Annotated in this window: 20 protein-coding genes, 1 tRNA gene and 1 pseudogene; 16 read left to right on the top strand and 6 right to left on the bottom strand. The window is 65.1% G+C overall.

Going from position 1 to position 23,726, the window contains the following annotated elements:
- On the top strand, positions 1 to 268 hold a 268-nt coding region (locus tag FMM79_RS10620), incomplete at its 5' end, for an integrase core domain-containing protein (RefSeq protein WP_148625073.1).
- Between the two features lie 142 nt (positions 269 to 410).
- Positions 411 to 733 (top strand): annotated as a pseudogene (locus tag FMM79_RS21915) (IS5/IS1182 family transposase); the annotation flags it as partial.
- A gap of 372 nt (positions 734 to 1,105) precedes the next feature.
- Here FMM79_RS21915 and FMM79_RS10610 read toward each other — a convergent pair.
- From FMM79_RS10610 to FMM79_RS10600, 3 genes are all read right to left on the bottom strand, one after another.
- On the bottom strand, positions 1,106 to 2,041 hold the full coding sequence (locus FMM79_RS10610) for a helix-turn-helix domain-containing protein (RefSeq protein WP_162528482.1): 936 nt from the start codon (positions 2,039 to 2,041) through the stop codon (positions 1,106 to 1,108).
- On the bottom strand, positions 1,998 to 3,359 hold the full coding sequence (locus tag FMM79_RS10605) for an integrase arm-type DNA-binding domain-containing protein (RefSeq protein WP_148627473.1): 1,362 nt from the start codon (positions 3,357 to 3,359) through the stop codon (positions 1,998 to 2,000). The genes FMM79_RS10610 and FMM79_RS10605 overlap by 44 nt, the downstream gene beginning before the upstream one ends.
- Positions 3,360 to 3,517: 158 nt before the next feature.
- Positions 3,518 to 3,591, bottom strand: a tRNA-Gln gene (locus FMM79_RS10600).
- 147 nt (positions 3,592 to 3,738) lie between these two features.
- Here FMM79_RS10600 and FMM79_RS10595 point away from each other — a divergent pair.
- Together FMM79_RS10595 and FMM79_RS10590 are read left to right on the top strand one after the other, a co-directional pair.
- Entirely contained in the window at positions 3,739 to 5,190 is a 1,452-nt protein-coding gene (locus FMM79_RS10595) for a Ppx/GppA phosphatase family protein (protein WP_148627472.1), read from the top strand.
- Complete coding sequence (locus tag FMM79_RS10590) at positions 5,187 to 5,846, top strand: RlmE family RNA methyltransferase (RefSeq protein ID WP_148627471.1); 660 nt, start codon at positions 5,187 to 5,189, stop codon at positions 5,844 to 5,846. The genes FMM79_RS10595 and FMM79_RS10590 overlap by 4 nt, the downstream gene beginning before the upstream one ends.
- A gap of 294 nt (positions 5,847 to 6,140) precedes the next feature.
- Here the strand turns inward: FMM79_RS10590 and FMM79_RS10585 are convergent, their stop codons facing one another.
- Positions 6,141 to 6,788, bottom strand: a complete 648-nt coding sequence (locus FMM79_RS10585; protein ID WP_148627470.1) for a cytochrome c family protein — start codon at positions 6,786 to 6,788, stop codon at positions 6,141 to 6,143.
- A 206-nt stretch (positions 6,789 to 6,994) separates the two neighbouring features.
- Here FMM79_RS10585 and FMM79_RS10580 point away from each other — a divergent pair, with 206 nt between their 5' ends.
- From FMM79_RS10580 to FMM79_RS10540, 9 genes are all read left to right on the top strand, one after another.
- Positions 6,995 to 7,888, top strand: coding sequence for a prephenate dehydratase (locus FMM79_RS10580; RefSeq protein WP_148627469.1), 894 nt, complete (start codon positions 6,995 to 6,997; stop codon positions 7,886 to 7,888).
- 114 nt (positions 7,889 to 8,002) lie between these two features.
- On the top strand, positions 8,003 to 8,683 hold the full coding sequence (locus FMM79_RS10575; protein ID WP_148627468.1) for a hypothetical protein: 681 nt from the start codon (positions 8,003 to 8,005) through the stop codon (positions 8,681 to 8,683).
- Entirely contained in the window at positions 8,680 to 10,032 is a 1,353-nt protein-coding gene (locus FMM79_RS10570; RefSeq protein ID WP_148627467.1) for a DUF4350 domain-containing protein, read from the top strand. The genes FMM79_RS10575 and FMM79_RS10570 overlap by 4 nt, the downstream gene beginning before the upstream one ends.
- On the top strand, positions 10,029 to 11,045 hold the full coding sequence (locus tag FMM79_RS10565) for a MoxR family ATPase (RefSeq protein ID WP_148627466.1): 1,017 nt from the start codon (positions 10,029 to 10,031) through the stop codon (positions 11,043 to 11,045). Before FMM79_RS10570 ends, FMM79_RS10565 begins: the two co-directional genes overlap by 4 nt.
- 4 nt (positions 11,046 to 11,049) lie before the next feature.
- The gene (locus FMM79_RS10560) at positions 11,050 to 12,444 is read left to right on the top strand and encodes a DUF58 domain-containing protein (RefSeq protein WP_148627465.1); all 1,395 of its coding nucleotides are present in this window, start codon (positions 11,050 to 11,052) and stop codon (positions 12,442 to 12,444) included.
- The gene (locus FMM79_RS10555; protein WP_148627464.1) at positions 12,441 to 13,520 is read left to right on the top strand and encodes a stage II sporulation protein M; all 1,080 of its coding nucleotides are present in this window, start codon (positions 12,441 to 12,443) and stop codon (positions 13,518 to 13,520) included. Before FMM79_RS10560 ends, FMM79_RS10555 begins: the two co-directional genes overlap by 4 nt.
- Entirely contained in the window at positions 13,520 to 14,458 is a 939-nt protein-coding gene (locus FMM79_RS10550) for an RDD family protein (RefSeq protein ID WP_148627463.1), read from the top strand. The genes FMM79_RS10555 and FMM79_RS10550 overlap by 1 nt, the downstream gene beginning before the upstream one ends.
- A 9-nt stretch (positions 14,459 to 14,467) precedes the next feature.
- Positions 14,468 to 14,938: a GNAT family N-acetyltransferase gene (locus FMM79_RS10545; protein WP_240339108.1), complete on the top strand. Its 471-nt coding sequence runs from the start codon at positions 14,468 to 14,470 to the stop codon at positions 14,936 to 14,938.
- Entirely contained in the window at positions 14,938 to 15,450 is a 513-nt protein-coding gene (locus tag FMM79_RS10540) for a GNAT family N-acetyltransferase (RefSeq protein WP_148627462.1), read from the top strand. The genes FMM79_RS10545 and FMM79_RS10540 overlap by 1 nt, the downstream gene beginning before the upstream one ends.
- Positions 15,451 to 15,474: 24 nt before the next feature.
- Here FMM79_RS10540 and FMM79_RS10535 read toward each other — a convergent pair whose 3' ends face one another.
- Entirely contained in the window at positions 15,475 to 16,491 is a 1,017-nt protein-coding gene (locus FMM79_RS10535) for a zinc transporter ZntB (protein ID WP_148627461.1), read from the bottom strand.
- A gap of 92 nt (positions 16,492 to 16,583) precedes the next feature.
- On the opposite strand from FMM79_RS10535, the gene ispG reads away from it, so the two are divergent.
- The 3 genes from ispG to FMM79_RS10520 are packed head-to-tail and all read left to right on the top strand — an operon-like array spanning position 16,584 to position 18,994.
- On the top strand, positions 16,584 to 17,720 hold the full coding sequence (ispG, locus tag FMM79_RS10530; protein WP_148627460.1) for a flavodoxin-dependent (E)-4-hydroxy-3-methylbut-2-enyl-diphosphate synthase: 1,137 nt from the start codon (positions 16,584 to 16,586) through the stop codon (positions 17,718 to 17,720).
- Entirely contained in the window at positions 17,717 to 18,454 is a 738-nt protein-coding gene (locus FMM79_RS10525) for a hypothetical protein (RefSeq protein WP_148627459.1), read from the top strand. Before ispG ends, FMM79_RS10525 begins: the two co-directional genes overlap by 4 nt.
- Before the next feature lie 9 nt (positions 18,455 to 18,463).
- Positions 18,464 to 18,994 (top strand): TIGR02281 family clan AA aspartic protease, encoded by a 531-nt coding sequence (locus tag FMM79_RS10520; protein WP_148627458.1) that lies wholly within the window; start codon positions 18,464 to 18,466, stop codon positions 18,992 to 18,994.
- A gap of 433 nt (positions 18,995 to 19,427) precedes the next feature.
- Here FMM79_RS10520 and rpoC read toward each other — a convergent pair whose 3' ends face one another.
- A complete protein-coding gene (gene rpoC / locus FMM79_RS10515; protein ID WP_148627457.1) occupies positions 19,428 to 23,723 on the bottom strand; it encodes a DNA-directed RNA polymerase subunit beta' in 4,296 nt (1,431 codons plus the stop codon).
- Positions 23,724 to 23,726 lie beyond the last annotated feature (3 nt).

The raw sequence follows: 23,726 nt of genomic DNA, 5'->3' as shown, positions 1-23,726 counted from the left end.
CTTCACCGGCGTGCTGCGGCGCGAGGGTATCGCCATCAGCATGGACGGCCGCGGCGCCTGGCGCGACAATGTCGTGGTCGAGCGGCTGTGGCGCTCGGTGAAGTACGAGGAAGTCTACCTGCACGCCGACGCATGCGTCAGCGAAGCGCGCAGTTCGATCGGCCGATACCTGGGCTTCTACAACGCCCGGAGACCTCACTCGAGCCTCGGCGGACGTACGCCCGATCAAACCTACTTTGACAATCTGCCACAGGCCGTGGCAGCGTGAATTGGCCGCGACTTGCGGGGCGTCACTCCGGCCGGGCTACGCCCGACCTCCATGACGCCCCGCAGGCGCCAGCTTGAACAACCAAACCGCAGACGATCCACTTATCAAACGTCAAAGGCTGTTCAGACAAACCGAGCCACTTCTGTTCTCAACGGCATGGACTGGCATTACTCAAGAAGAACATAGCCGCAAAGGACTGCGGTATCCAAGCGGCATGATGGATAGGGAGTGGGCGCTGGTGGCGTCGTTTATTCCTGCGGTAAAATACGGAGGGACGGCGTCGCAGTACGAATATGCGCAAACTCGACGGTTTGGCGCTACTTCTTAGCCTGGTGTAACGCGGGATTGATCGAGGTGATGCACACGCTGCTGGTCATGAGCCTGCGAGAAAGCGAGAGGCGCGCAGCCTCTCCCAATGCGGACATCATCGATAGCCAGAGCGTCAAAACGAGCGAGAGGGGCGGCTCCCCTCGACCGATCGAACCCACCCATGCCTGCTGTCCGGCCGAGATCCCACACGCCGGGCTTGCCCCCACGCCTCGCCTCCACGCTTTTGGTGCGGATATTACGCAAGAGATCGCGGTTCTACGCACATTGCGATGTGCGATTAAGGCCGGATTTCTGCGGAAGGCGCAGCTGTGTGGGCCTCAATGCAGCATTACGCACAATATCGGTCTACGCAGACGGCCGTTTCCTGGCACGGCTTTTGCTCCTTGCCCCCTCGGATACCCGGGCGGCGCAGCCGCCCCCACACACCGGTTCGTTTGGCGCTTCGCTGGGGGAGTGATTGGCCCTTTCGGGCTATGGGCAACAACAAATTGAGCGCCAGAGGGCGCGTCAGCGTCCTCTGACCTTTTTGAATTGTTCTGTAGGGGGGGATTGAAGCGGCATTTCCATACTTTCATGGTCGAGAGCGTGGATACCGAGGCGGGCATTGTACGCCTGCTGCGCAGCGAGGTCGCCAGGGTGGCGGATGGCGGCCCAGCGTTCGGTCGGGATGTCGCCCATCAGCTGCGTTTCCTCGCGCACGAAGTCCGCTTCGGCCAGGCACTTGGTCTGCCGCTTCTTGCGCTGCAGGAAGCTCTCTGCACTGGACAGCGTCTTACCCAGCTTCGTGGCGAGGCGCTGGGCGCGGTTCGGAACTGAGCCCGAGCCCTGGCGCTCGGGATGCGAGGCCAGCTTGACGCCGCGCCGTGTGAGGATCTGACGCATAAGCATCTGGACCGCGCTGGGGAGGCGAGTGATTTCGAAAAAATAGGCATTTGGGGCCGCCTTCGTCTTCTGGCCGATCTTGTTGCCGGTCGGCTCGCACCGGCGCACCCAATCGATCAGGCCGAGCTCGCGCAGGCGGTTGATGTGCTTATAGACCGTGTCGCGGCCACACTCGGCGGCCTTGGCGATCATCTCGTAGGTCGCAATGCACTCGCCTGTCTTGAAATCGAGGAAGCTCAGGACCGCCTCGAGCGTGGCAAGTATATTCCACTTGAGCTTGGTCGGGCGCTGGGGCTCTTCTGCTACAGATGCCTTGCCTTGCTCGAACGCGAGCATTTGTTCGGCGTATGCGTGCCGTGCGGCTTCGTTCGTGTGCTTGAACCACTTGGTCGCGGTTTCAATAATCGTTGAGATGACGATCTTGCCCTGGCGAACGCTGCCATCGCCGAGGCGTCGGGCGACGTTCGCACGCGGATCGCTGACGTTGTAGGTGCGGCGCCACAGGCGGACGCTGTTTTCAGCTGCCGCCCGATTGCTGATGCTCGTCATCAGCGAGGCCATCGAGACCGCATTCATGCGCGGTCTCCCCGGACTTGGAGCGCCAAGGCCTGTGTTCTGGCAATAGCAGGCGCGGTGCTGCAGTGCCTTTCATGAGCAAGTCCGCCCAGATCTGCGCGAGTTCGCGGCGTCGAGGCAAGTACAAGGCGCGATTGTAGATTGGCTCGACGCCCTGCTGCGCGTGCGCAAGCATAAGGTCGATAATCGCGCGATCGCGCTCGTGGTCTTCCAATGCGGCGCGTTCGTTCATGATGGTCGAGAACGTCGAGCGCCAGCCATGCGGGACGTGTATTCCGCGAAAGCCAGCGTCGCGATACAGCTTGGATAAGGTGCTGTCGCTCATTGGACTGCGCCACGCGCCGGGCCCAGGAAAGAGCCAGCCCGGCGCGTCCTTGCCCCTGCAAGCGAGGCTCTCTGAGATTGCAGCGGACGCAGTTTCTGCAGCTTGGCTCGAGAGCGGAATGGCAAATTCCCAGGTGATGTCGCGCTTCTGCGAACGCGTAAGCTTCATCTTTTCGGCGGGAATGCGCCAGACTGGGCTGTCCCCGTCCAGGCCTTCGAATTCCTGGCGCTGTGCGAGGCGAACGACGCCAGGGCGCGCAGCAGTAAGCGCGAGGAGCCGCGAAGCTAGCAGGGTCGACCAATGCGCGCCGGGCAGTGCCTCGGTCACTTTCAGGACCTGTCGCGCTTTCGGAACCTTGAGCATTGCGGGGCGCAGTTTCGGGTCCGTTGGAGCCAGCGCTTTCGCAATGATCGCAGCCGGATCCGTTTCGGCCATCCCTGAGGCGATTGCCCAGACGAAGATCTCGGAACAATGATTGCGAACGCGGTGTGCCATGTCGTGCGCGCCCCGTGCCTCGATCCCGCGAATCATTGCCAAGACCATTGGTGGCGTGATTGCTCGAATGGGCATCGGTCCAAGGATCGGAAAAGCATTCGCTTCGAGCCGTGCCAAGACTGCGTTTGCGTACCTGGGAGTGAGTGTTTGCGCCTTCTGCGCATGCCAGGCGCGCGCTACCTTCTCGAAACTGTCCAGAGCTTCCGCGGCGGCTTTGGCTTTCTTCGCCTTCTTCTCCGCACCAGGGTCTATTCCCTCGTGCAACTGCACCAGCGCTTTGTCGCGAGCCTGCCGCGCCGCAGCAAGGGTAACGCGCGGGTACGGGCCGAAGGAGAGCTTCTTTTCCTTCCCTCCGAAGCGATACTTCATCTGCCAGAGTTTCGAGCCGGTCTTGCGCACAAGCAAAAACAGACCGCGGTCGTCTGAGATCTTCCTGTCGCGATCCGAAGGGAGTGCCTTCCGGCAGCCGGCGTCGGTCAGCATCGCGAAATGCCTGAGTTGCCCCCATTGCCCCCAAGGTTGCCCCTAGATGGTACGCGCTTGGCTGAGACAGGTTGAGATGACATGCGACGTATCTCGCAGAAAAACCGCCACAAAAGCAATGCCCTTGAGCGTGGTTGATGCTGACTGAGATAGGAAGCTGGATGCCCCGCGAGGATTCGAACCTCGATAGACGGAATCAGAATCCGTAGTCTTACCATTAGACGACGGGGCATTATCGTTGGAGAGGCGGCTCTAGGGGGTGGTGCGATTCGGGTCAAGGGGTAATTTGCATCGGGCTTGCTCCTTTGTCCGCGGGCGGTTAGCATCGCGTCAGGTGCCCACCGCCAGGGTGGGAAGATTTGAACGAGATTTGGTGAAAATGGCGGAGCATGATCCGCCGGCCGCGAAAGTCGATGTCCCGCGCCGCGCTTCCAAGCGGCGTAAGGGCCGGAAGGGGAAGTCTTCCAGGTCCGCGAACGGGGCAGCCGTGGGCAAGGGGGCGTCGCAGGCGACGTCCGTGCCCGTGGCAGGCAAAGTGCCGCGCGAACGAAACGAGAAGAGGGGCTCCGGTCCCGAGAGTGGCGGGCGCGGTGCGTCCCGTCAACGTTCCGGCGAAGGCCGAGCGTCCCAGGCACACGATGGATCTGGCGATGCGTCCCCGCGCGAGTTGGCGCGTGGGCGAGGAGCGGTGCACCAGGCATCTTCCGAGCGACAGGGTGGTGGTGCGACGTCCGATCGCAAGGTCCCGGGTCCCAAGGCACTGGCGAGTGGCCATGAACGCGAGGGCCGGTCACGTCAGTCGTTCGCCGCGATCGATCTTGGCACCAACAACTGCCGTCTGTTGATCGCGCGGCCATCTGGACAGCACTTCACCGTCATCGACGCGTTCAGCCGCGTTGTCCGCCTAGGCGAAGGGCTGGCCCAGTCGGGACGGCTTTCGGATGCGGCGATGGACCGCACCCTCGCCGCGCTCAAGATCTGTGCCGAGAAGCTCATGCGGCGCAATGTCCATCTGGCGCGCTCGGTCGCGACCGAGGCCTGCCGCCGAGCGGAGAACGGGCCCGAATTCATCGAGCGCGTGCGCCAGGAGACAGGGATCGCCCTCGACATCATCAGCGCGCGTGAGGAGGCGCGCCTCGCCGTGCTGGGCTGCCACGTGCTGCTCGAGGAAGGTATGGGGCCAGCAATGATCTTTGACATCGGTGGCGGATCGACCGAGCTGGTGCTGATCGAGAGTACCGGGACTGTGCCGCGTATCCTCGACTGGCAGAGCGTGCCCTGGGGCGTGGTCTCGCTCACCGAAAGCGTGGGGCCTGAAGGAACCTGCGAGGCCGAGCGCCTGGCGCGCTACCGCCACATGCACAGCCTCGTGAGTGAGAGTTTCGCCGATTTTGCGCAGCGTATCTCGGGCGCGCGGGGCAGTGCCGGGCGCAACGGCCCGCTGCGGCTTCTGGGCACGAGCGGTACGGTCACGACACTGGCCAGCTTGCACCTGGAGCTGCCGCAGTACGACCGGCGCATGGTCGACGGGCTGATTGTGCCGGCGCGGTCGATGCGCGATATTAGTACGCGCCTTTCGACCATGGCGATCGAGGATCGGCGCGAGCTCAATTGTATCGGCAAGGAGCGCGCGGACCTGGTCGTGGCGGGATGTGCTATCCTCGAATCGATTCTCGACCTATGGCCCGCCGAGCGCCTGGGCGTTGCGGATCGTGGCATCCGCGAGGGAATCCTGCGCAGTCTTATCTCGTCGCAGACAACACGGCCGTCCGCTGGGGCGCCAACACATACGGAAAGGGACGCGATGACGCGTGCAGGGGCAGGGCGATGAGCCGTTCGGGACGCGATCCGGGCGAACGCCTCAAGACCGCCAAGAAGCGGACCACTTCGTCTGCACGCTGGCTGACCCGCCAGCTTAACGATCCCTACGTCAAGAAGGCCAAGGCGGATGGTTATCGCAGCCGCGCGGCCTACAAGCTGCTCGAACTCGACGAGAAGTTTGATCTGCTCAAGGGCACGACGCGCGCGGTTGACCTGGGCATCGCGCCGGGGGGCTGGAGCCAGGTGCTGCGCCTCAAGTGCCCGAAGGCGGCGGTGGTGGGTATTGACCTCCTGCCGACCGATCCGATCGAGGGCGTGACCATTTTCCAGATGGACTTCATGGCCGATGAGGCCCCTGCCGCGCTGGAGGAGGCGCTTGACGGGGCGCCCGACCTGGTCCTCTCGGACATGGCGGCGAATACCGTGGGGCACAAGCAGACCGACCACCTGCGCACGATGGGCCTGGTGGAAACCGCGGCGGACTTCGCGATCCAGACGCTGGCGCCGGGCGGGGCCTTCGTCGCCAAGGTCCTGGCGGGCGGCACCGATACGCAGCTTCTGGGTCTGCTCAAGAAGCATTTCACCAGCGTCAAGCATGCCAAGCCGCCCGCGAGCCGTAAGGACTCCTCGGAGTGGTATGTGATTGCCAAGGGTTTCAAGGGGTAAGAGCGCCTCGCTAGAGGGATCTGAAAGTTCGAGAACAGGAAGATTCCGAGGGCCATCGCCCTCGGACTTCCCGAACTGCCCGCCACACCTCTCGCGCTGTTCTGGTTGCGAAAGGTGAGGTCGCCCACTCCGGGGGCAGGGGGTGATGACCCTTTGTCTTTGACTCTTAACTAACCTTGGTCTTTTGAGATCCTGGCCGCTCAGACGAAAACGGTCCGCGAACGACTCGGTGACGTTCGCGGACCGTTTTCCACCAATGCGCCGAAGCGCACCGGATATCATCACGCCCTGGGCTTACTCGACGACGGCGTCTTCGGCGGCCGCCGGTTCCTCGGCAACCTCCTCGGCGGCAGCTTCGCCTTCGGCGGCGTCCGCGTCCGTGGCTTCATCCTCGGCCGGCTCTTCGGCAGCGGGCGCTTCGGGAAGCGGCAGGTTCGAGCCCTGGGTGTTGAGCCAGGCGATGAGATTGGCGCGTTCCTCGGGCTTGGCGAGACCGGCGAAAGTCATCTTGGTGCCGGGCGCGAAGGCCTTGGGGCTGGTTAGCCACTCGTTCAATTTGTCGAACGTCCATTCGCCGCCCACGCTCTTGAGTGCGTCGGAGAAGGCAAAGCCGCCAGCGCCCGTGCCCACGCCTTCGCCGACAACGCCGTGCAGGTTGGGGCCGATGCCGTTGGCGCCGCCCGATTCGATGGTGTGGCAGGACTTGCATTTGGCGAAGGAAGCTTCGCCCTTGGCAAGATCGGCGCTGGCCAGCAGCGTCGCGAATGGCACTTCGCCCGAATCTTCCGATTCGACCTCGACGCCTTCGATGGCGTAGCCCATGGTTTCCGGACGGTGGTGCTTGTCGGCACCAAAATACATCGAACTGACGATAGTCAGGCCCAGGCCAAGTGCGCCTGCTCCCAGCACCCAGCCCGCGATGGTATTGAAACGATTATCCATTCACAAAGCCCCTCGCAATGCCCCCACCTTTAAACGTATTTTCGCTCTTTATGGCATTGGGCTCTAGTGTTCCGGGGCTTTGAGTGCAAGACCGATTGCGCATTTCACGAAGTTACAGATTGTTCGGTTCGGTTGCATGACAGGCCTTGCGGGCATGCCGGTTTGCGTTGCGCATGGTGGGAAAGCGCCGTAAACGCGCGCGCACCATGAGCTCCTATCCCAAACCCGCCCTCGCACAGGTTTCCTCCATGTCGGATGCGGCTGTTGCCGCGCCGGACCGCGCCGTCGCGTTTCAGGGCGCGCCGGGGTGCAATTCGCACCGCGCCGCGCTCGAGTACGACGCGCAGTGCCTGCCGCTGCCCTGCTTCTCCTTCGAGGATGCGCTCGATGCGGTGCGCGACGGGCGGGCCGAACGGGCGATCATCCCCATCGAGAATTCGCAACACGGGCGCGTGGCCGACATCCACTTCCTGCTGCCCGAAAGCGGGCTATCGATTGTGGGAGAGCACTTTACCCCGATCAATCACGCGCTGATGGCGTTGGGCGAGGGGCCGTTTACGGCAGCCTACAGCCACCCGCAGGCGCTCGGCCAGTCGCGCCGCTACCTGCGCGAGAAGGGTATCGTGCCGATGGCCTATGCCGATACCGCAGGGGCCGCGGCCTATGTGCGCGAGATGGGCGACCCCACGCTGGCTGCGATCGCGCCCAAGCTGGCGGCCGAGCTCTACGACCTGCAGATCGTGGAGGACAATGTCGAGGACGCGGACGACAACACCACACGCTTCGTGGTGCTGGCGCGCGAGCCGCTCGATCCCTTCACGTTGCAGGGCCAGAAGACGATGACGACCTTCATCTTCGAGGTGAACAACGTGCCGGCCGCGCTCTACAAGGCGCTCGGGGGCTTTGCGACCAACGGGGTCAACATGACCAAGCTGGAGAGCTATCAGACCGGCGCGAGTTTCGCGGCCTCGAAGTTCTACGTCGACATCGAAGGCGCACCGGGCGAGGAGCGCGTGGACCGGGCGATGCAGGAACTGGCGTTCCACTGCAAGTACGTGCGCCCGCTCGGCACCTACCGGCTCGCACGTCCGCGCGGATAAGGCCTCCGGCTGGCCTTGCCGAACGGTGATTTTCGTCGGCTTTTGAAGTGCTTTTGCCGGGAATGGCGCGAGGGCTTCTTGCGCCGCCGGCCCCCCCATGCCAACTAGACACGGGTGAGCGTCGGAGCGGATCATATCGCGGCAGGGTCCGCTGCGGCGGAGGCCCGCGCCGATTGGGAGGCCGTGCGTGCCTCGGGCGAGATACAGTTCGCGCCTGTGCCCCATCCTGAAGTGCCTATTCCCGAGACGCCCGCCTGGCTGCGGGTGCTGGGGCGCATCCTCGAGGCGATCTTTGCCCCTATTGGACGGCTGCTGGGTATGTCCTGGGGCATCTTCCAGTGGGTCCTTTTGGCGCTTGCCGCGCTCCTGCTGCTCTACGTGCTGTGGCGGATCGGTTTGGCCTGGTGGGAGAACCGCAGAGTGCGCAACGCCGGTGAAGAACCGGAAGCCTGGGTGCCTGTGCGTGCCGAGGCTGAGGCGCTTCTGTCCGATGCCGACCGGCTGGCGGCACAGGGGCGCTACGGCGAGGCTGCGCACCTGCTCTTGCGCCGCAGCGTACGCCAGATTTACGACCAGCGACCTGACTGGCTGGGGCCAGCTTCCACCGCGCGCGAGATTGCAGGGCTACAGGTCCTGCCCGAGGCCGGACGCCGCGCCTTCACGGTCATTGCCGAGCGGGTCGAGCGCAGCCTGTTCGCGCTGCGGGACCTGGATGCGGGCGATTGGCAGGCCGCGCGCGAGGCCTATGCCGACTTTGCCCGGCTGCACTTCCGCGAAGGGCCACAGGCTGCATGAGCCCCCATGCGATCCCTGTTGCCGGGCCTGAGGGTGCACAGCCCAATCCCTTTTCGCGGCGTGCGGTGCTGGGCATCGTGCTCGCGGGCGGGGCGCTGTTTGTCCTCCTCCTTTGGATGATCGGCACGGGAACGGGCTTTGGCTCGGGCAATAACGGGGGCGGTCATGCCCAGGGACGGGGACTGAACGGCTATGCTGCCATGGCGCAGTACCTGGAGGCGCGCGGCTACGATGTCGAGATGGGTCATGGCCCGGACGACCTCAATCCCGATGGATTGCTCATCCTGACCCCGCCTGCCGATGCCGACGGACAGGAGATCGACCGCATCGTCTCGGCCCATCGCTACAAGGGCGCAACGCTGGTGGTCGCGCCCAAGTGGGTCGCGACGCCGGTGACGGACAAGCAGCGCAGCGAGGAAAAGGCTGAGCGCGGCTGGGTGAACCTGGTTTCGGCCCGCCCGCCCGAATGGCGCGGCTTCCTTGATGATGTCGCGGTCGGTTTGGGCCGCGGCGCGGAGGAAAAGGCCGCCGCGGGCAAGGACGATCCTGCGCGTTGGAAGGGGCTTGGCGTGGCCGGGCGCTTGCCGCAGGACCATCTCCTGGCCTGGGGGGAGGGCGAGCGGCTCATTCCTCTCGTGAGCAATGGTCGGGGGCAGATCCTCGCCGCGCTCCTCGACGACGGCGGCAGCTATCCTGACCTTGAGGAGGTCGCGCAACGCTCGCGCCGCAGCGAGCTCGACGATGAGGACCGCTACCCGCTCGTGCTCGTCTTCGAGCCCGATCTTCTCGACAACTTCGGAATGGCCCGCCCGCAGAGCGCCGCACTGATCGAGGACCTGTTCGAAAGGCTCGAGATCTACGAGGATGGGCCCATCGTTTTCGATCTCACGCTCAGCGGCTTCGGACAGTCCAAGAACCTGCTTACGCTGGCGGTGACCCCGCCCTTTGCAGGCGTGAGCCTGTGCCTGCTGCTGGCCGCGCTGCTGGTCGGCTGGCGCGGTTTCGTGCGCTTCGGCCCGCCCGCCACGCCCGAGAGGGCCCTCGCGTTGGGCAAGCAGGCGCTCGTCGCCAACGCGGCCGGGCTGGTGCGCCGGTCACGCCGCTATCACCTGCTGCGCGAGCCTTACACGGCGCGCGCACGCACACGGCTGGTGGCGGCACTGGCGCTCCCGCGTGCCCTTGATGCCGAGGCGGCAGAGGCCGCTATCGACCGGGCGCTGGCCACCCGGGCTCCGGAGCGCGAACCCTTCTCGGCGGTCGCCGCGCGCCTGCGCTCCGCGCACCGTCCCCACGACATCCTCAAGGCCGCGCGTGATCTCCACGCGCTCGAAAGGACACTGACGCAATGAACGACCAGGCCCCGCTTTCCGAGACCCCGCCCGCTGCGGCGCCTGCCACAGACGGCCTGCCGCTGTCCGAAGTCGCGCGGCTTGCCGATGCGATCCGCCACGAGATTGCCAAGGCCGTGGTCGGCCAGGCCGAGACCATCGACCACCTGCTGATCGCGCTCATGGCCCGGGGGCACGTCCTTCTCGAAGGCCCTCCAGGCACGGCCAAGACCTTCCTCGCACAGTGCTTTGCCGCGACGCTCGGCCTTGATTTCGGGCGCATCCAGTTCACCCCGGACCTCATGCCGGGCGATATCCTTGGTTCCAACCTCTTCAACTTCCAGACCAGCCAGTTCACGCTGACGCGCGGACCGATCTTCTGCGACCTCTTGCTCGCCGACGAAATCAACCGCACGCCGCCCAAGACGCAGGCTGCGCTTCTGGAAGCCATGCAGGAGCGGCGCGTCACTCTCGATGGTGAGCGCCATGCCCTGCCCGCGCACTTCATGGTGGTGGCAACGCAAAACCCGATCGAGAGCCAAGGCGTCTACCCGCTGCCCGAGGCCCAGCTGGACCGTTTCCTGTTCAAGCAACTGGTCGACTATCCCTCTCTGGAAGAGGAACTCGGGATCGTGGCGCGCTTCGGTGCGAACAAGGGCGCCGCCTCGCCGGCGGACCTCGGCATTGCGGCGGTTACCACCCCCGCGCAGCTCGACGCGGCGGCCGAGGCCGTACGCGCCGTGACGCTCGCCGACGAGGTGGCCGAGTACATCGTGCGCCTGGTGCGCGCGACACGCGAGAGTGCGGATCTTGCCAGCGGGGCCAGCCCGCGTGCCGCGGTCCTGCTGGCAGGCGCCGCGCGGGCGCGCGCTGCGCTCGATGGCCGTTCGTACGTCCTGCCCGATGACGTAAAGGCACTGGCCGCGTCCGTCCTGCGCCACCGTCTGCTGCTCAGCCCTGCCGCCGAGATTGAGGGCAAGCAGGTCGAGGCGCTGGTCGAAGACCTCGTCGCGCAGACCGAGGCACCGCGCTGAGGCCATGAGTGCTCCGGCCGACCTTCCGACCGAGCAAGGCTCCGCGGCCGCGTCCGGGCAGGTGCATCGCCCCGAGGGGCGGACCCTGCCAGTGCTGCCGACCGGGCGTGCGGTCCTGGCACTGGCGCTCGCCGCGCCGATTGCCCTGGTGATCGGGGCTGCAACACCGCAAGCCTGGTTGATCGCGCCTGTAGCCGCGTTGGTCGTCCTCGCGCTGGTCCTGATCGACGCGCAGCTTGCCGGGCGGCTGGGGCCACTCGCGCTGCGCTTTGCCGAAGACTGCGAAGTGGGCGGTGAGTTCGTCCTGCACGCCGATGCCGCGATGCTGGGCGGCCGTGCGCGCGCGATGCTCCTGGTGGTAGAAGGCGACCCCCGTCTCGTGCCGGAAGGTCGCTGCGAGATCGCGCTGACGCCGGACGGGGCTGACTGGCGCGGGGGGCGGGGCCTCTCGCCCACGCGCCGCGGTACCGCACGTCTGGGCGAGGTCTGGCTGCGCTGGACGGGGCCGCTCGGGCTGGGCGCCCGGCAGTTCACCGGCACGTTGGAGCGCGAGGTGCGCATTTGGCCCAATGTCGCGGCGGTGCGCTCGCCTGCGTTGCAGACCTTTCTCAAGGACGCCCAGTTCGGCCTCATCGCGCGGCGCATGCGGGGCGAGGGCACCCAGTTCGAGGCGCTGGCCGAATATCAGCCCGGGATGGACCGGCGCCGGATCGACTGGAAGGCTTCGGCCCGCCATTCGCATCTTTACGCCAAGGAGTTCGAGACCGAGCGCAACAACCAGATTGTCTTCGCCTTCGATTGCGGCCAGGCGATGAGCGGTCCGGTGCGCGGCATGCCCCGGCTCGACCGCGCGGTGTCCGCTGCGCTCGCAACCTCCTACGTAGCGCTCAAGGACGGGGACAAGATCGCGCTCTTCGGCTTTGCCGCAAGGCCGGAGGTGCGCACGCCATTCGTGACCGGGCCGGGCGCGTTCCTGCGCCTCCAGCGCGCCGCAGCGCAGCTGGAATACCGCGCGCAGGAACCTAACTTCACGCTCGCGCTCGCCACCTTGTCGGGCCAGCTCCAGCGCCGTTCGCTGATCGTAGTCTTTTCCGACTTCACCGATCTCACCAGCGCGCAGCTGATGATCGAGAGTGTCGGGCGCCTGCTTTCACGCCATGTCGTGCTGTTCGTGACGCTGGTCGACGATGAGCTGGAGACGCTTTCGGCGCGTGAACCCGATTCGCTCCAAGACCTGTCCGAAGCGGTGGCCGCCGACCTCCTGCTGCGCGAGCGCGCGCTGGTCCTAAAACGCCTCAAGCAAATGGGTGTCGACGTTATCGAGGCGCCTTACGATGCCATCGGGCCGCGCCTCATCGATGCCTATCTTGAAATCAAGCGCGCAGGAGCCATCGGATGAGCGGTGCCGTTCAGCACAGGGAACAGTCGGCTTCGGCGCTTGGCGCCATTGAGAACGCGGCGCTGCGTTCGGACCGCTTCCGTCTGGAGCGCGAGGCCGATTGGCAGCGCCTGGAGGCCATCGTGCGCAAGATGGAGAAGGGGCGACTGCGCAAGGTTTCGGACGAGGATCTGCTGGCCTTGCCGGGCCTGTATCGCACGGCGGCCTCGGGGCTTTCGGTCGCGCGCGAAACTTCGCTCGATGCCGCGACGGTGGCCTATCTGGAAACCCTCGTTCAGCGCGCGTGGTTCGTCGTCTACGGGCCGCGCACCTCGCTGGCTGGCTGGTTGCGCGGCTTCTTTGCCGGGGGCTGGAGCGCGGCGGTGCGCGCGATTGGCGCCGATGTCGCGGCCTGCTTTGCGATCTTGGTTGCGGCGGTCGCGGCAGGCTGGCTTCTCGTTGCCCACGATCCCGAATGGTACTTTGCGCTCGTCTCGCGCGAAATGGCGGGGCCGCGCGTTCCGGGCGCCACGCCCGAGATTCTGCGCGCGACCCTGTTCGACAACGCCGACCAGGGCGGGCTCAGTGTCTTTGCGGCCCAGCTTTTCAGCAACAACGCGCAGGTCTCGATCCTCGCCTTCGCGCTGGGCTTCGCCTTCGGCATTCCGTCTGTCCTCCTGCTGGTGCAGAATCTGGCGCTGCTGGGCGCGATGCTCTGGCTCTACAGCGGGGCGGGGCTTACCCTTGACTTTGCAGGTTGGATCGCGGTGCACGGCACGACCGAGATCTTCGCGATTCTGCTTTCGGCCGCCGCTGGCCTTCATATCGGGCGCGCGCTCGCCTTTCCGGGGCCAAGGCCGCTGCTGAGTGCCGCGGCAGCGGCTGGACAGCGTGCGGCCGTGGTCATGGTGGGCGTGGTCCTGATGCTCGTCATCGCCGCACTTCTGGAAGGCTTCGCGCGCCAGCTCGTCGACACGACCCTGGGACGCTTTTCCATTGGGGGCTTCATGCTGGTCTTGTGGTGCGCCTACTTCTTCGCGTTCCCCGGCACGCGCCACTGGCGTGAGGAGCGCATTGGGGAAGAGGGCATGCGCTGATGGCCGGCAAGGAACGAAAGACGCGCAGGCCCCGTAAGGAAGCCCCCGGCCTTGGCCGTACGTTGCTGACCCCCGAGGGCATTTCGCTTTCGATCGCCATTTCCAGTCGCGGCGCGCGGTTCGGTGCGCTGCTGCTCGACCTGTTGTTCATTGGGCTGCTGATCACGGCGCTCTCAGTTGCTTTCCTGTTCATGGCGGGCGGCGCGGCGTCGATCGAGCGCACGCTCTCGAGTGGGACTGCGAGCGGCCATGCGCTGCAATTCCTGATAGTCGTGTGGCTTGTCGTCCTGTTCCTGTTCCGCAACGCCTACTTCCTGTTCTTCGAGCTGGGGCCGCGCGGAGCGACGCCGGGCAAGCGTATCAATGGCATTCGTATCGCCGCACGCGATGGGGGCAGGCTTACCCCGGAAATGGTGATCGCGCGCAACCTGCTGCGGGACATCGAGCTGTTCCTGCCCATCGTCTTCGTTGCCTCGGCTGGCGCCGAGAGCGGCCTTGCCTGGCTGGCGGCGACGGCCTGGTTCCTCATTTTCATGCTCTTCCCGCTGTTCAACCGTGATGGCCTGCGCGCTGGCGATGTCATCGCGGGCAGCTGGGTCGTCCAGGCCCCCCGGCCCAAGCTGGCCAAGGCGCTGTCGCTCGAGGCCCCGGCTTCGGTGGAGCGCGCAGCCACGATGCCCGAGGGCCCGAAGTACCGCTTCAGTGAAGACGAACTGGCGGTCTACGGCGAATATGAGCTCCAGGCGCTTGAACGCGTGTTGCGGGACACACGCGCCAAGTCCATCGAGCCTGTCTACCATACCATCTCCGAAAAGATCGGCCGCAACGATGGCTGGGGCGATGAACGCGCCTTCCTGGAGGCCTATTACACCCAGCTGCGCGCGCGGCTGGAAGCGGGCCTGCGCATGGGCGTGCGCAAAGCCGACAAGAATACATAAGGATACCCGGTGACCCCCACCCGCTACACGATCTGCCGCGATGACCTGTCGGGCGAGGCGATCCTGGCGCTTCTCCAGTTCCACCTGGATGAAATGCACCAGTGGTCCCCGCCCGAAAGCGTCCACGCGATGCCCGCCGAGCGGCTGCGCCAGCCCGACGTCACTTTCTTTTCGGCCTGGGACGGGGAGAGCCTCGCGGGCTGTGGCGCGATCAAGCATCTGGATGCGGGCCATGGCGAGCTGAAGTCGATGCGCGTCGCGCCCGCCTACCGCCGCAAGGGGGCGGGCCGCAGCCTGCTTCTCCACCTCCTGGAAGAGGCGAAGGCGCGCGGCTACACCCGTGTGAGCCTGGAGACCGGCCGCCCGCAGGCCTTCGTGCCCGCGCACAACCTCTACCTCGCGCACGGCTTCGTTGAATGCCCGCCTTTTGCCGACTATGTGGCGGACGATTTTTCGATGTGCATGACGCGGGAATTGTAATGGACCTTCGCGAAGCTGGACCCACCGATGCGGCCGCTCTTGCCGAGCTGGGCGCGCGCTCCTTCACGGCCAAGTTTGGCGAGCTCTACCGCCCTGAGGATCTGGCGAATTTCCTTGCTGAAGCGCATTCGCAGGAGAACATTGCGGCCGAGATCGCCAACCCGGCGATGCCGATCATGCTGGCGATCGAGGGCGGGCACCTGCTTGGCTATTGCAAGCTCAAGCTTGGCTGCGGCTGGCCTGACCATGCCCGCGGGGAAAAGGTGATCGAGCTGAAGCAGCTCTACACCGACCCGCAGGCGACCGGGCGGGGGATTGGCGCCAAGCTGATGAACTGGGCGCTGGCCAAGGCGCGGGTCGAGGGCGCGGACGAGATCCAGCTTTCGATCTATTCGGAGAACCCGGGCGCGCAGAAGTTCTACCAGCGCTATGGCTTCGAGAAGGTGGGCGATATCTTCTTCATGGTCGGCGAAAAGCGCGACGACGAGTTCCTTTACGCGCTCACGCTCTGAGCGCTGCGCAATCGTATAAGGCTCTCAAAACCACTTCCACTTCCAGAACATCACCAGCTGGACCAGCAGGATCGCCGCGCACAGCACCACGACCACCCAGAACGCATCGGGGTCCTGCATGCCGGGCATGCCGCCCACGTTGATGCCGAGCAGCCCGGTGACAAAGCTGAGCGGCAGGAAAATGGCCGCGACGATGGTGAGCAAATAGCTGGTACGGTCCGCGCTGGCCGCCGCGCGGGCACGCAGGTCGTCCTGCAGGACCACGGCGCTTTCCTTGCTGATGTCGAGATCATCGAGATAGCGGCGCAAGCGGTCGATGGTCTCGGCGATCTCGCGCCGGTCGTGCTTCTCGAACCATTCGGGCGCCTCGCGGCTGATCCGCTCAAGCGCTTCGTGCTGCGGGGCCATGTGTCGCTTGAGGCCGAGGCAATTGCGCCGGATCGTTGCGATTTTGTCGAGCATGGCTTCGGGATCCTCGTCGGGATCGGTCTCTTCCAGTTGGTCGATCACTTCGTTCATGTCGATGATCGAGCGGTTCATGCGCGCGATCATATGCTCGACCATGAGCGTGATGACGGCGCCCGCATCGAGCGCGCCAGCGCCCTTGTCGAGCTCCGCCATCACCGCACGCGGGGTCTGGAGGGGGCGGCGGCGCAAGGTGACGAGACGGCGCCCGTCGCACCACACCTGCAGTGAGACCATGTCCTCGGGCTCGGCGCCGGGGTTGAAGTTGATACCGCGCAGTGTCGCGACCAGCGCGTTGCCTTCGCGAAAGGCGCGTGGGCGCGTGTCTTCACTGGTGAGAAGTTCGACCGTGGGTTCGGGCAGACCGAGCCCTTCGCCCAACCACTCGGCCACGCCATCGGCATTGCGGCACAAGTGCACCCAGAGCATTTCACCGGGCTTGCCGGGGCGCCACTCCTGCGCTTCCTCCCACGAAACCGCCCGCGCTCCGCCATGCCCGTCGAGCACGCGTCCAAACAGGAGGGGCGTGCCCGTCTCGGTGTCGTCGGTCGGGTCGTAGGGGCTGGTATCGATCATGCAGACCTGAATGCCCGAAATGCGCGAAGGTTCAAGCGAGGTTTCTGGCAAACGGGCTTCAAACGAGGGCAGCATGTCCCTATAAGGGCGCCATGTCTTCGATCCGTCCCTGGCGCACTATCGAGCGCCGCAAGAGCCGCCAGATCATGGTTGGCAGTGTTCCTGTTGGTGGTGATGCCCCGATCACGGTGCAGACCATGACCAACACCCTCACGTCCGATGCCAAGGCGACGATCGACCAGATCCGCCGCTGCGAGGAAGCGGGGGCGGATCTCATCCGTGTGTCCTGCCCCGACGTGGAGAGCACCGCGGCCTTCAAGGAGATCGCCCGCGCAGCCACGGTGCCGCTCATCGCGGACATCCACTTCCACTACAAGCGCGCGCTCGAAGCGGCCGACGCGGGCGCGGCGTGCCTGCGTATCAACCCGGGCAACATCGGCTCGGACGCGCGCGTTGCCGAAGTGGTGAGGGCGGCCAAGGCCAACGGCTGCGCGATTCGCATCGGCGTCAACGCCGGCAGCCTGGAGAAGGATCTCCTGGAAAAGTACGGCGAGCCGTGCCCTGAGGCGCTGGTGGAAAGCGCGCTCGATCACATCAAGCTGCTGCAGGACCACGATTTCCACGACTACAAGGTGGCGGTGAAGGCCTCCGATGTGTTCCTCGCGGTCGCGGCCTACCAGGGCTTGGCCGACGCCACCGACTGCCCACTGCATCTAGGCATCACCGAGGCGGGCGGTCTCATCGGCGGGACGGTCAAGTCCTCGATCGGCATGGGGAACCTGCTCTGGGCCGGTATTGGCGACACGCTGCGTGTTTCGCTCTCGGCCGAACCGGAAGAGGAAGTGCGCGTCGGCTTCGAGATGCTCAAGGCCCTGGGCCTTCGTACGCGCGGCGTGCGCGTCGTCTCGTGCCCCTCATGCGCACGCCAGGGCTTTGACGTCATCCGCACGGTCGAGGCGCTGGAAGAGCGTCTGCAGCACATCAAGACGCCGCTTTCGCTGTCCGTGCTGGGCTGTGTCGTGAATGGTCCGGGCGAGGCGCGTGAGACCGACATCGGCCTTACCGGCGGCGGCAACGGCAAGCACATGGTCTATCTGTCCGGCCTCACCGACCACACGGTCGAGGATGCGGACATGCTCGACCACATCGTCAAGCTGGTCGAGGCCAAGGCGGCCGAGATCGAGGCGGCCGATGAAGCCGCCAAGGTTCCGGCGGAACCCGCGGAGTGAGCGGCCTCGGGTCGGAACTGCGCGGTTTCGGCCTGAGCCTTCGCGACGCGCTGCGGGTCTTCCGGCTCGCGCCGCTCGCCCTTCTTCTGGTGATGGTGCCCGAGTTTGTCCAGCACGCAGCCGAGATCCGGCTGGGCATGTTCGCCAGCGACGAGGCCTTCCGTACTCTGGCACAGGACCCCATGCGCTGGGCCTATGGGACGGCCAAGTTGGTTGGCCTGGCGTTGGCCGTGTTCTTCACCGCCCGGTTCTGGGCAAACCGGGCTGCGGGACGACCGGGGTGGAGCCTTTCCGATATCGCCTGGCGCCCGCTCGCCCTTGGCTTGCTCATACTCGTGCTGTGCTCGCTCCCGGGAAGCCTCCCGCTCGGTCTCGGACCCGCAGCAAGTCTGGCCATCGGCTTGAGCCTGACCCTGGTCAGCCTGCCGGGCGTGGTGCTGATGATCGCGGGTATTTTCGGAGACCGTGCATTCGGGCTGCGTGACGCTTACGTCAGGGGTTGGAGCAAGGCGCTGCGCATCGCGCTCTACATCGCCCCGCCCTGGCTCTTCCTGCAACTCCTGCACGAGGCCAACCACACTGCCGCACTCGGTCAGCCTGACGCCCTTTTCTGGGGCCTCATGGCCTTCGACACGCTTGTCGTCGGGCTCATGGCCGCGGTTGCCGGAACAGGCGCGCATCACGGCTTTGTCGGCCCGCGCGCCATTAACCCGGAAGAAGTGTCCGCCATCTAGAGTGGGGCCATGCGCGCTGCTCCGATCGTTCTTCTTCTCCTGACCGCCGCCGTCGTCGGCTGGATGGCCCCGGGCCTTTCCACCTCGACATCCACGCGCGATGCCACAACATCCGAAACCGCCAAAGAGGAGGCCGCTGGCGAGGTCCGGCGGCAGGCCTGGCTTGCCGGTGGCAGCGTGCTGGAACGCGCGGGCGACGGGCATTTCTATCTCGATGCCCGAGTCGACGGCCAGAGCGTCCACTTTCTCGTCGACACGGGGGCCAGCATCGTGGCGCTGACGGCTGAGGACGCCCATGCGGCTGGGCTCGACTGGAACGAGGACGATGTGAGGCCAGTCGGGCGCGGCGCCAGCGGCACGGTCTACGGCATACCTGTGAAACTCGCGCACATCGAGGTTGATGGCTTGAGCGCGGAAGGTGTGGAGGCGGCAATCCTTCCGGAAGGGCTCGACGTGTCGCTGCTTGGCCAGTCCTTCCTCGCCAAGCTGCCCGGTGTCGCCATCCAGGGAGATCGGATGCTGCTGGGCGTCGCGGACTAGGAAGATATATCCAAGAGGCCATCGCTCCTTGATCCCAAAATCGGTAACCTCAGGTGTCTCAGCCAAGGCGGCGCGTGCAAGGTGAGCATGGCAGTTTGGCGAGCCCGAGGGTAATGCCCCTCGGAAAAGCCCTTCTTGTCTTTCAGCGCGCGAAGAGCTCGACGAAGTCGGCCAGCCCCGCGAACAGAGTCAGGATCGCCATGGCCAGGACCGAGGCGGTGGCGGCGGCGAAGACCTTGGAATCGGAAAGCGGCATGAGGCGGTCCATGGTTATGTGACTGGGGCCTCTTTTACCGTGCTGGGCATGAGCAGGCCATGACGCCGGACCTGAAGAGTCGGCGCTTGGTCGAATGGATGGCTCCCAAGCAAAAGGCCCCGCCGGATCGCTCCGGCGGGGCCTTTTTCGTGCCTGTCGGGCGGGAGAGGGGGAGGCTCAGGCCTCGGTATCGCCCTCGTCGCCCTTGATCAGGTATTCGCCCGCGTCGGCATCAGTGCCGTGGGTTTCGCCTTCGACGGCGGCCAGCGGATCGTTGCCGAGGTCATCGGCGGGATCTCGCTGCAGTTCGGCTGCATGCTCCTGGGCCGCGCTGTCGGCCGCGACAAGCGCTTCCTGCATGCGACGGTACGAGGCGCGCAGAGCCGCATCGCGGCTGGAAGCGGCCACGCGGACGCGGTTCATGCCCGCGCCGGTACCGGCGGGAATGAGACGGCCGACGATGACGTTTTCCTTGAGGCCGATCAGCGAGTCCTTCTTGCCTTCCACGGCCGCCTGCGTGAGCACGCGAGTGGTTTCCTGGAAGGACGCGGCCGAGATGAACGAGCGGGTCTGCAGCGAGGCCTTGGTGATGCCCAGCAGCACCGGCTTGCCTTCGGCGGGCTGTTGGCCCGGCTTCAGCTTGCCGTTGATCTCGTTCATTTCCTCATAGTCGACCTGCTCGCCCGGAAGCAGCGTGGTGTCGCCGCTCGCGGTGATCTCGACCTTCTGCAGCATCTGGCGAACGATCACCTCGATGTGCTTGTCGTTGATCTTCACGCCCTGCAAGCGATAGACTTCCTGGATTTCCGCGACGAGGTACTCGGCCAGAGCTTCCACGCCCAGGACTTCCAGGATATCGTGGGGGTCGGGCGAGCCGGAGATCAGGTTGTCGCCCTTCTTGACGAAGTCGCCTTCCTGCACGTCGATCACCCGGCTCTTCGGGATCAGGTACTCAACCGGTTCACCCTCTTCCGGGATGATCGCGATCTTGCGCTTGGCCTTGTAGTCACGCACGAACTCGATGCGGCCCGAGACCTTGGCGATGATCGAGTTGTCCTTCGGCTTGCGGGCTTCGAACAGCTCGGCAACACGCGGCAGACCGCCGGTGATGTCGCGGGTCTTGGCGGCTTCGCGGCTGGCACGGGCGATGATGTCGCCCGCTTCGACCATCTGGCCGTCCTCGACCGAGAGGGTGGCCCCCGGCGCCAGCATGTAGCGCGCGGATTCGCCCGAGTTGTCGTCGAGAAGGGTGATGCGCGGACGCAGGTCTTCCTTCTTCTTCGAACGGCTCGTCGAACGATCCTCGGTGACGACGCGGCTGGTCATGCCGGTGGCATCGTCGACCTGCTCGGTCAGCGTGCGGCTGTCGATCAGGTCCTGGTACTTGATGATACCGCCGGTTTCCGTGATGATCGGGAGCGTGAACGGGTCCCACTCGGCCAGACGTTCGCCTTCGGCCACCGTGGCGCCGTCTTCGTGGAGAAGAACGGTACCGTAGGGGACGCGGTGCATGGCGCGCTCGCGGCCCTCGGTGTCCATGACCACGACTTCACCGTTGCGGGCAAGCGAGAGCTTGCGGCCGCGCTTGTCGGTGATGGTCGGGATGTCACGGTAGTGGACGGTACCCTCGCAGATCGATTCCAGGTGGCTGGTTTCGTTCAGCTGGGCTGCACCACCAATGTGGAAGGTACGCATGGTGAGCTGCGTGCCCGGTTCACCGATCGACTGTGCGGCGATGACGCCGACGGCTTCGCCGATGTTGACCGGAGTACCGCGGGCAAGGTCACGCCCGTAGCAGGTCGCGCACACGCCCTGTTCGGCTTCGCAGATCAGCGGCGAGCGAATGCGCGCCGACTGGGTGCCGGTGCCTTCGATCGCAGCCACCGCGGCTTCGTCGAGAAGCTGGCCCTTGGCTGCAACCAGCGTGCCGTCCTTGGCGTGGATGTCCTCGGCCAAGGTACGGCCCAGGATACGCTCGGCAAGCGAGGCAATGACCGAACCGCCCTGAACGATCGCGCGCATTTCGAGCGCACGCTCGGTGCCGCAGTCGTCGATGATGACGACGCAGTCCTGCGAGACGTCCACGAGACGACGGGTCAGGTAGCCCGAGTTCGCGGTCTTCAGAGCCGTGTCGGCCAGACCCTTACGGGCGCCGTGGGTCGAGTTGAAGTATTCAAGAACGGTCAGACCTTCCTTGAAGTTCGAGATGATCGGCGTTTCGATGATCTCGCCCGACGGTTTGGCCATGAGGCCGCGCATACCGCCCAGCTGCTTCATCTGGGCCGGGCTACCACGGGCACCGGAGTGGCTCATCATGTAGATCGAGTTGATCTGCGCCTGGCGGCCCGTTTCCGGGTCGATCGGCATGGCCTTGAGCTCGTCCATCATGGCGTTCGCCACCTGATCGCCGCAACGGCTCCAGGCGTCGATCACCTTGTTGTACTTCTCCTGCTGGGTGATGAGGCCGTCCTGGTACTGCTGCTCGTAGTCGGCAACCAGTTCCTTGGTCTCGGCGACCAGCGGGTCCTTCTGGGCGGGGATGATCATGTCATCCATGCCGAAGGAGATGCCGGCCTGGCAGGCATTCTTGAAGCCCAGCGACATGATCGCGTCGGCAAAGAGGACCGTGTCCTTCTGGCCGGTGTGACGGTAGACCTGGTCGATGACCTCGCCGATGTCCTTCTTGGTCAGCAGCTTGTTGACCACGTCGAAGGGGACGGTGTGGCTCTTGGGGAGGCACTCGCCGATGAGCATACGGCCCGGCGTCGTCTCGAAGCGCTTCATGTACTGCGCGCCGTTCTCGTCGGTCTGCGGCACGCGGGCCTCGATCTTCGAGTGGAGCGTCACCGCACCGATCTGGAGCGCCTGGTGAACTTCGGCCATGTCGGCAAACTTCATGCCTTCGCCGGGTTCACCCTCACGGTCCATCGAGAGGTAGTACAGGCCCAGCACCATGTCCTGCGAAGGCACGATGATCGGCTTGCCGTTGGCGGGCGAGAGGATGTTGTTGGTCGACATCATCAGCACGCGCGCTTCGAGCTGGGCTTCCAGCGAAAGCGGGACGTGGACGGCCATCTGGTCACCGTCGAAGTCGGCGTTGAAGGCCGAGCAGACGAGCGGATGCAGCTGGATCGCCTTGCCCTCGATGAGGACGGGTTCGAAGGCCTGGATGCCCAGACGGTGGAGTGTGGGGGCACGGTTGAGCATCACGGGATGCTCGCGGATCACCTCATCGAGGATGTCCCAGACTTCCTTGCGCTCCTTCTCGACCCACTTCTTGGCCTGCTTGAGGGTCATCGAGAGACCCTTGGCATCGAGGCGGGCGTAGATGAACGGCTTGAACAGCTCGAGCGCCATCTTCTTGGGCAGGCCGCACTGGTGCAGCTTGAGCTCGGGGCCGGTCACGATGACCGAACGGCCCGAATAGTCGACGCGCTTACCCAGCAGGTTCTGACGGAAGCGGCCCTGCTTGCCCTTGAGCATGTCGGAGAGCGACTTGAGCGGACGCTTGTTGGCGCCCGTGATGACGCGGCCGCGGCGGCCATTGTCGAACAGCGCATCGACCGATTCCTGCAGCATGCGCTTTTCGTTGCGCACGATGATGTCGGGCGCGCGCAGCTCGATCAGGCGCTTGAGACGGTTGTTGCGGTTGATAACGCGGCGGTACAGGTCGTTGAGGTCCGAGGTCGCGAAGCGGCCACCGTCGAGCGGCACCAGCGGGCGCAGTTCAGGCGGAATGACCGGCACGACTTCAAGGATCATCCATTCGGGACGGTTGCCCGAATCGATGAACGATTCGACGACCTTGAGGCGCTTGATGATCTTCTTGGGCTTGAGTTCCGACTTGGTCGTCTCGAGCTCCTGGAGAAGGTCCGCGCGCTCCTGTTCAAGATCGAGCTCCATGAGCATGATCTTGACCGCTTCGGCGCCGATGCCAGCCGAGAAGGCGTCTTCGCCGTACTCGTCCTGGGCGTCGAGCATCTCGTCTTCGGTGAGCAGCTGGAACTTCTCGAGCGGGGTCAGGCCCGGCTCAATGACGATGTAGCTCTCGAAGTAGAGAACGCGCTCAAGCTGCTTGAGCTGCATGTCGAGCAGCAGGCCGATGCGCGAGGGCAGCGACTTCAGGAACCAGATGTGGGCAACCGGAGCGGCCAGCTCGATGTGGCCCATGCGCTCGCGGCGCACCTTGGTGACGGTAACCTCAACCCCGCACTTTTCGCAGACGACGCCCTTGTACTTCATGCGCTTGTACTTACCGCACAGGCACTCGTAGTCCTTCACGGGGCCGAAGATGCGCGCGCAGAACAGGCCGTCACGCTCGGGCTTGAACGTGCGGTAGTTGATGGTTTCCGGCTTCTTGATCTCGCCGAAGGACCAGGAGCGGATGCGCTCGGGGGAAGCCAGGCCGATCTGGATCTGATCGAAGGTCTCGGGCTTCGCCATCTGGTTCGTGAACTTGGTCAGGTCGTTCATAGT

Source organism: Novosphingobium sp. BW1, assembly GCF_008107685.1.
Lineage (GTDB): Bacteria > Pseudomonadota > Alphaproteobacteria > Sphingomonadales > Sphingomonadaceae > Novosphingobium.
Note: the sequence above shows the minus strand (reverse complement) of the source record. Positions and strands in the feature narration are given on the sequence as shown.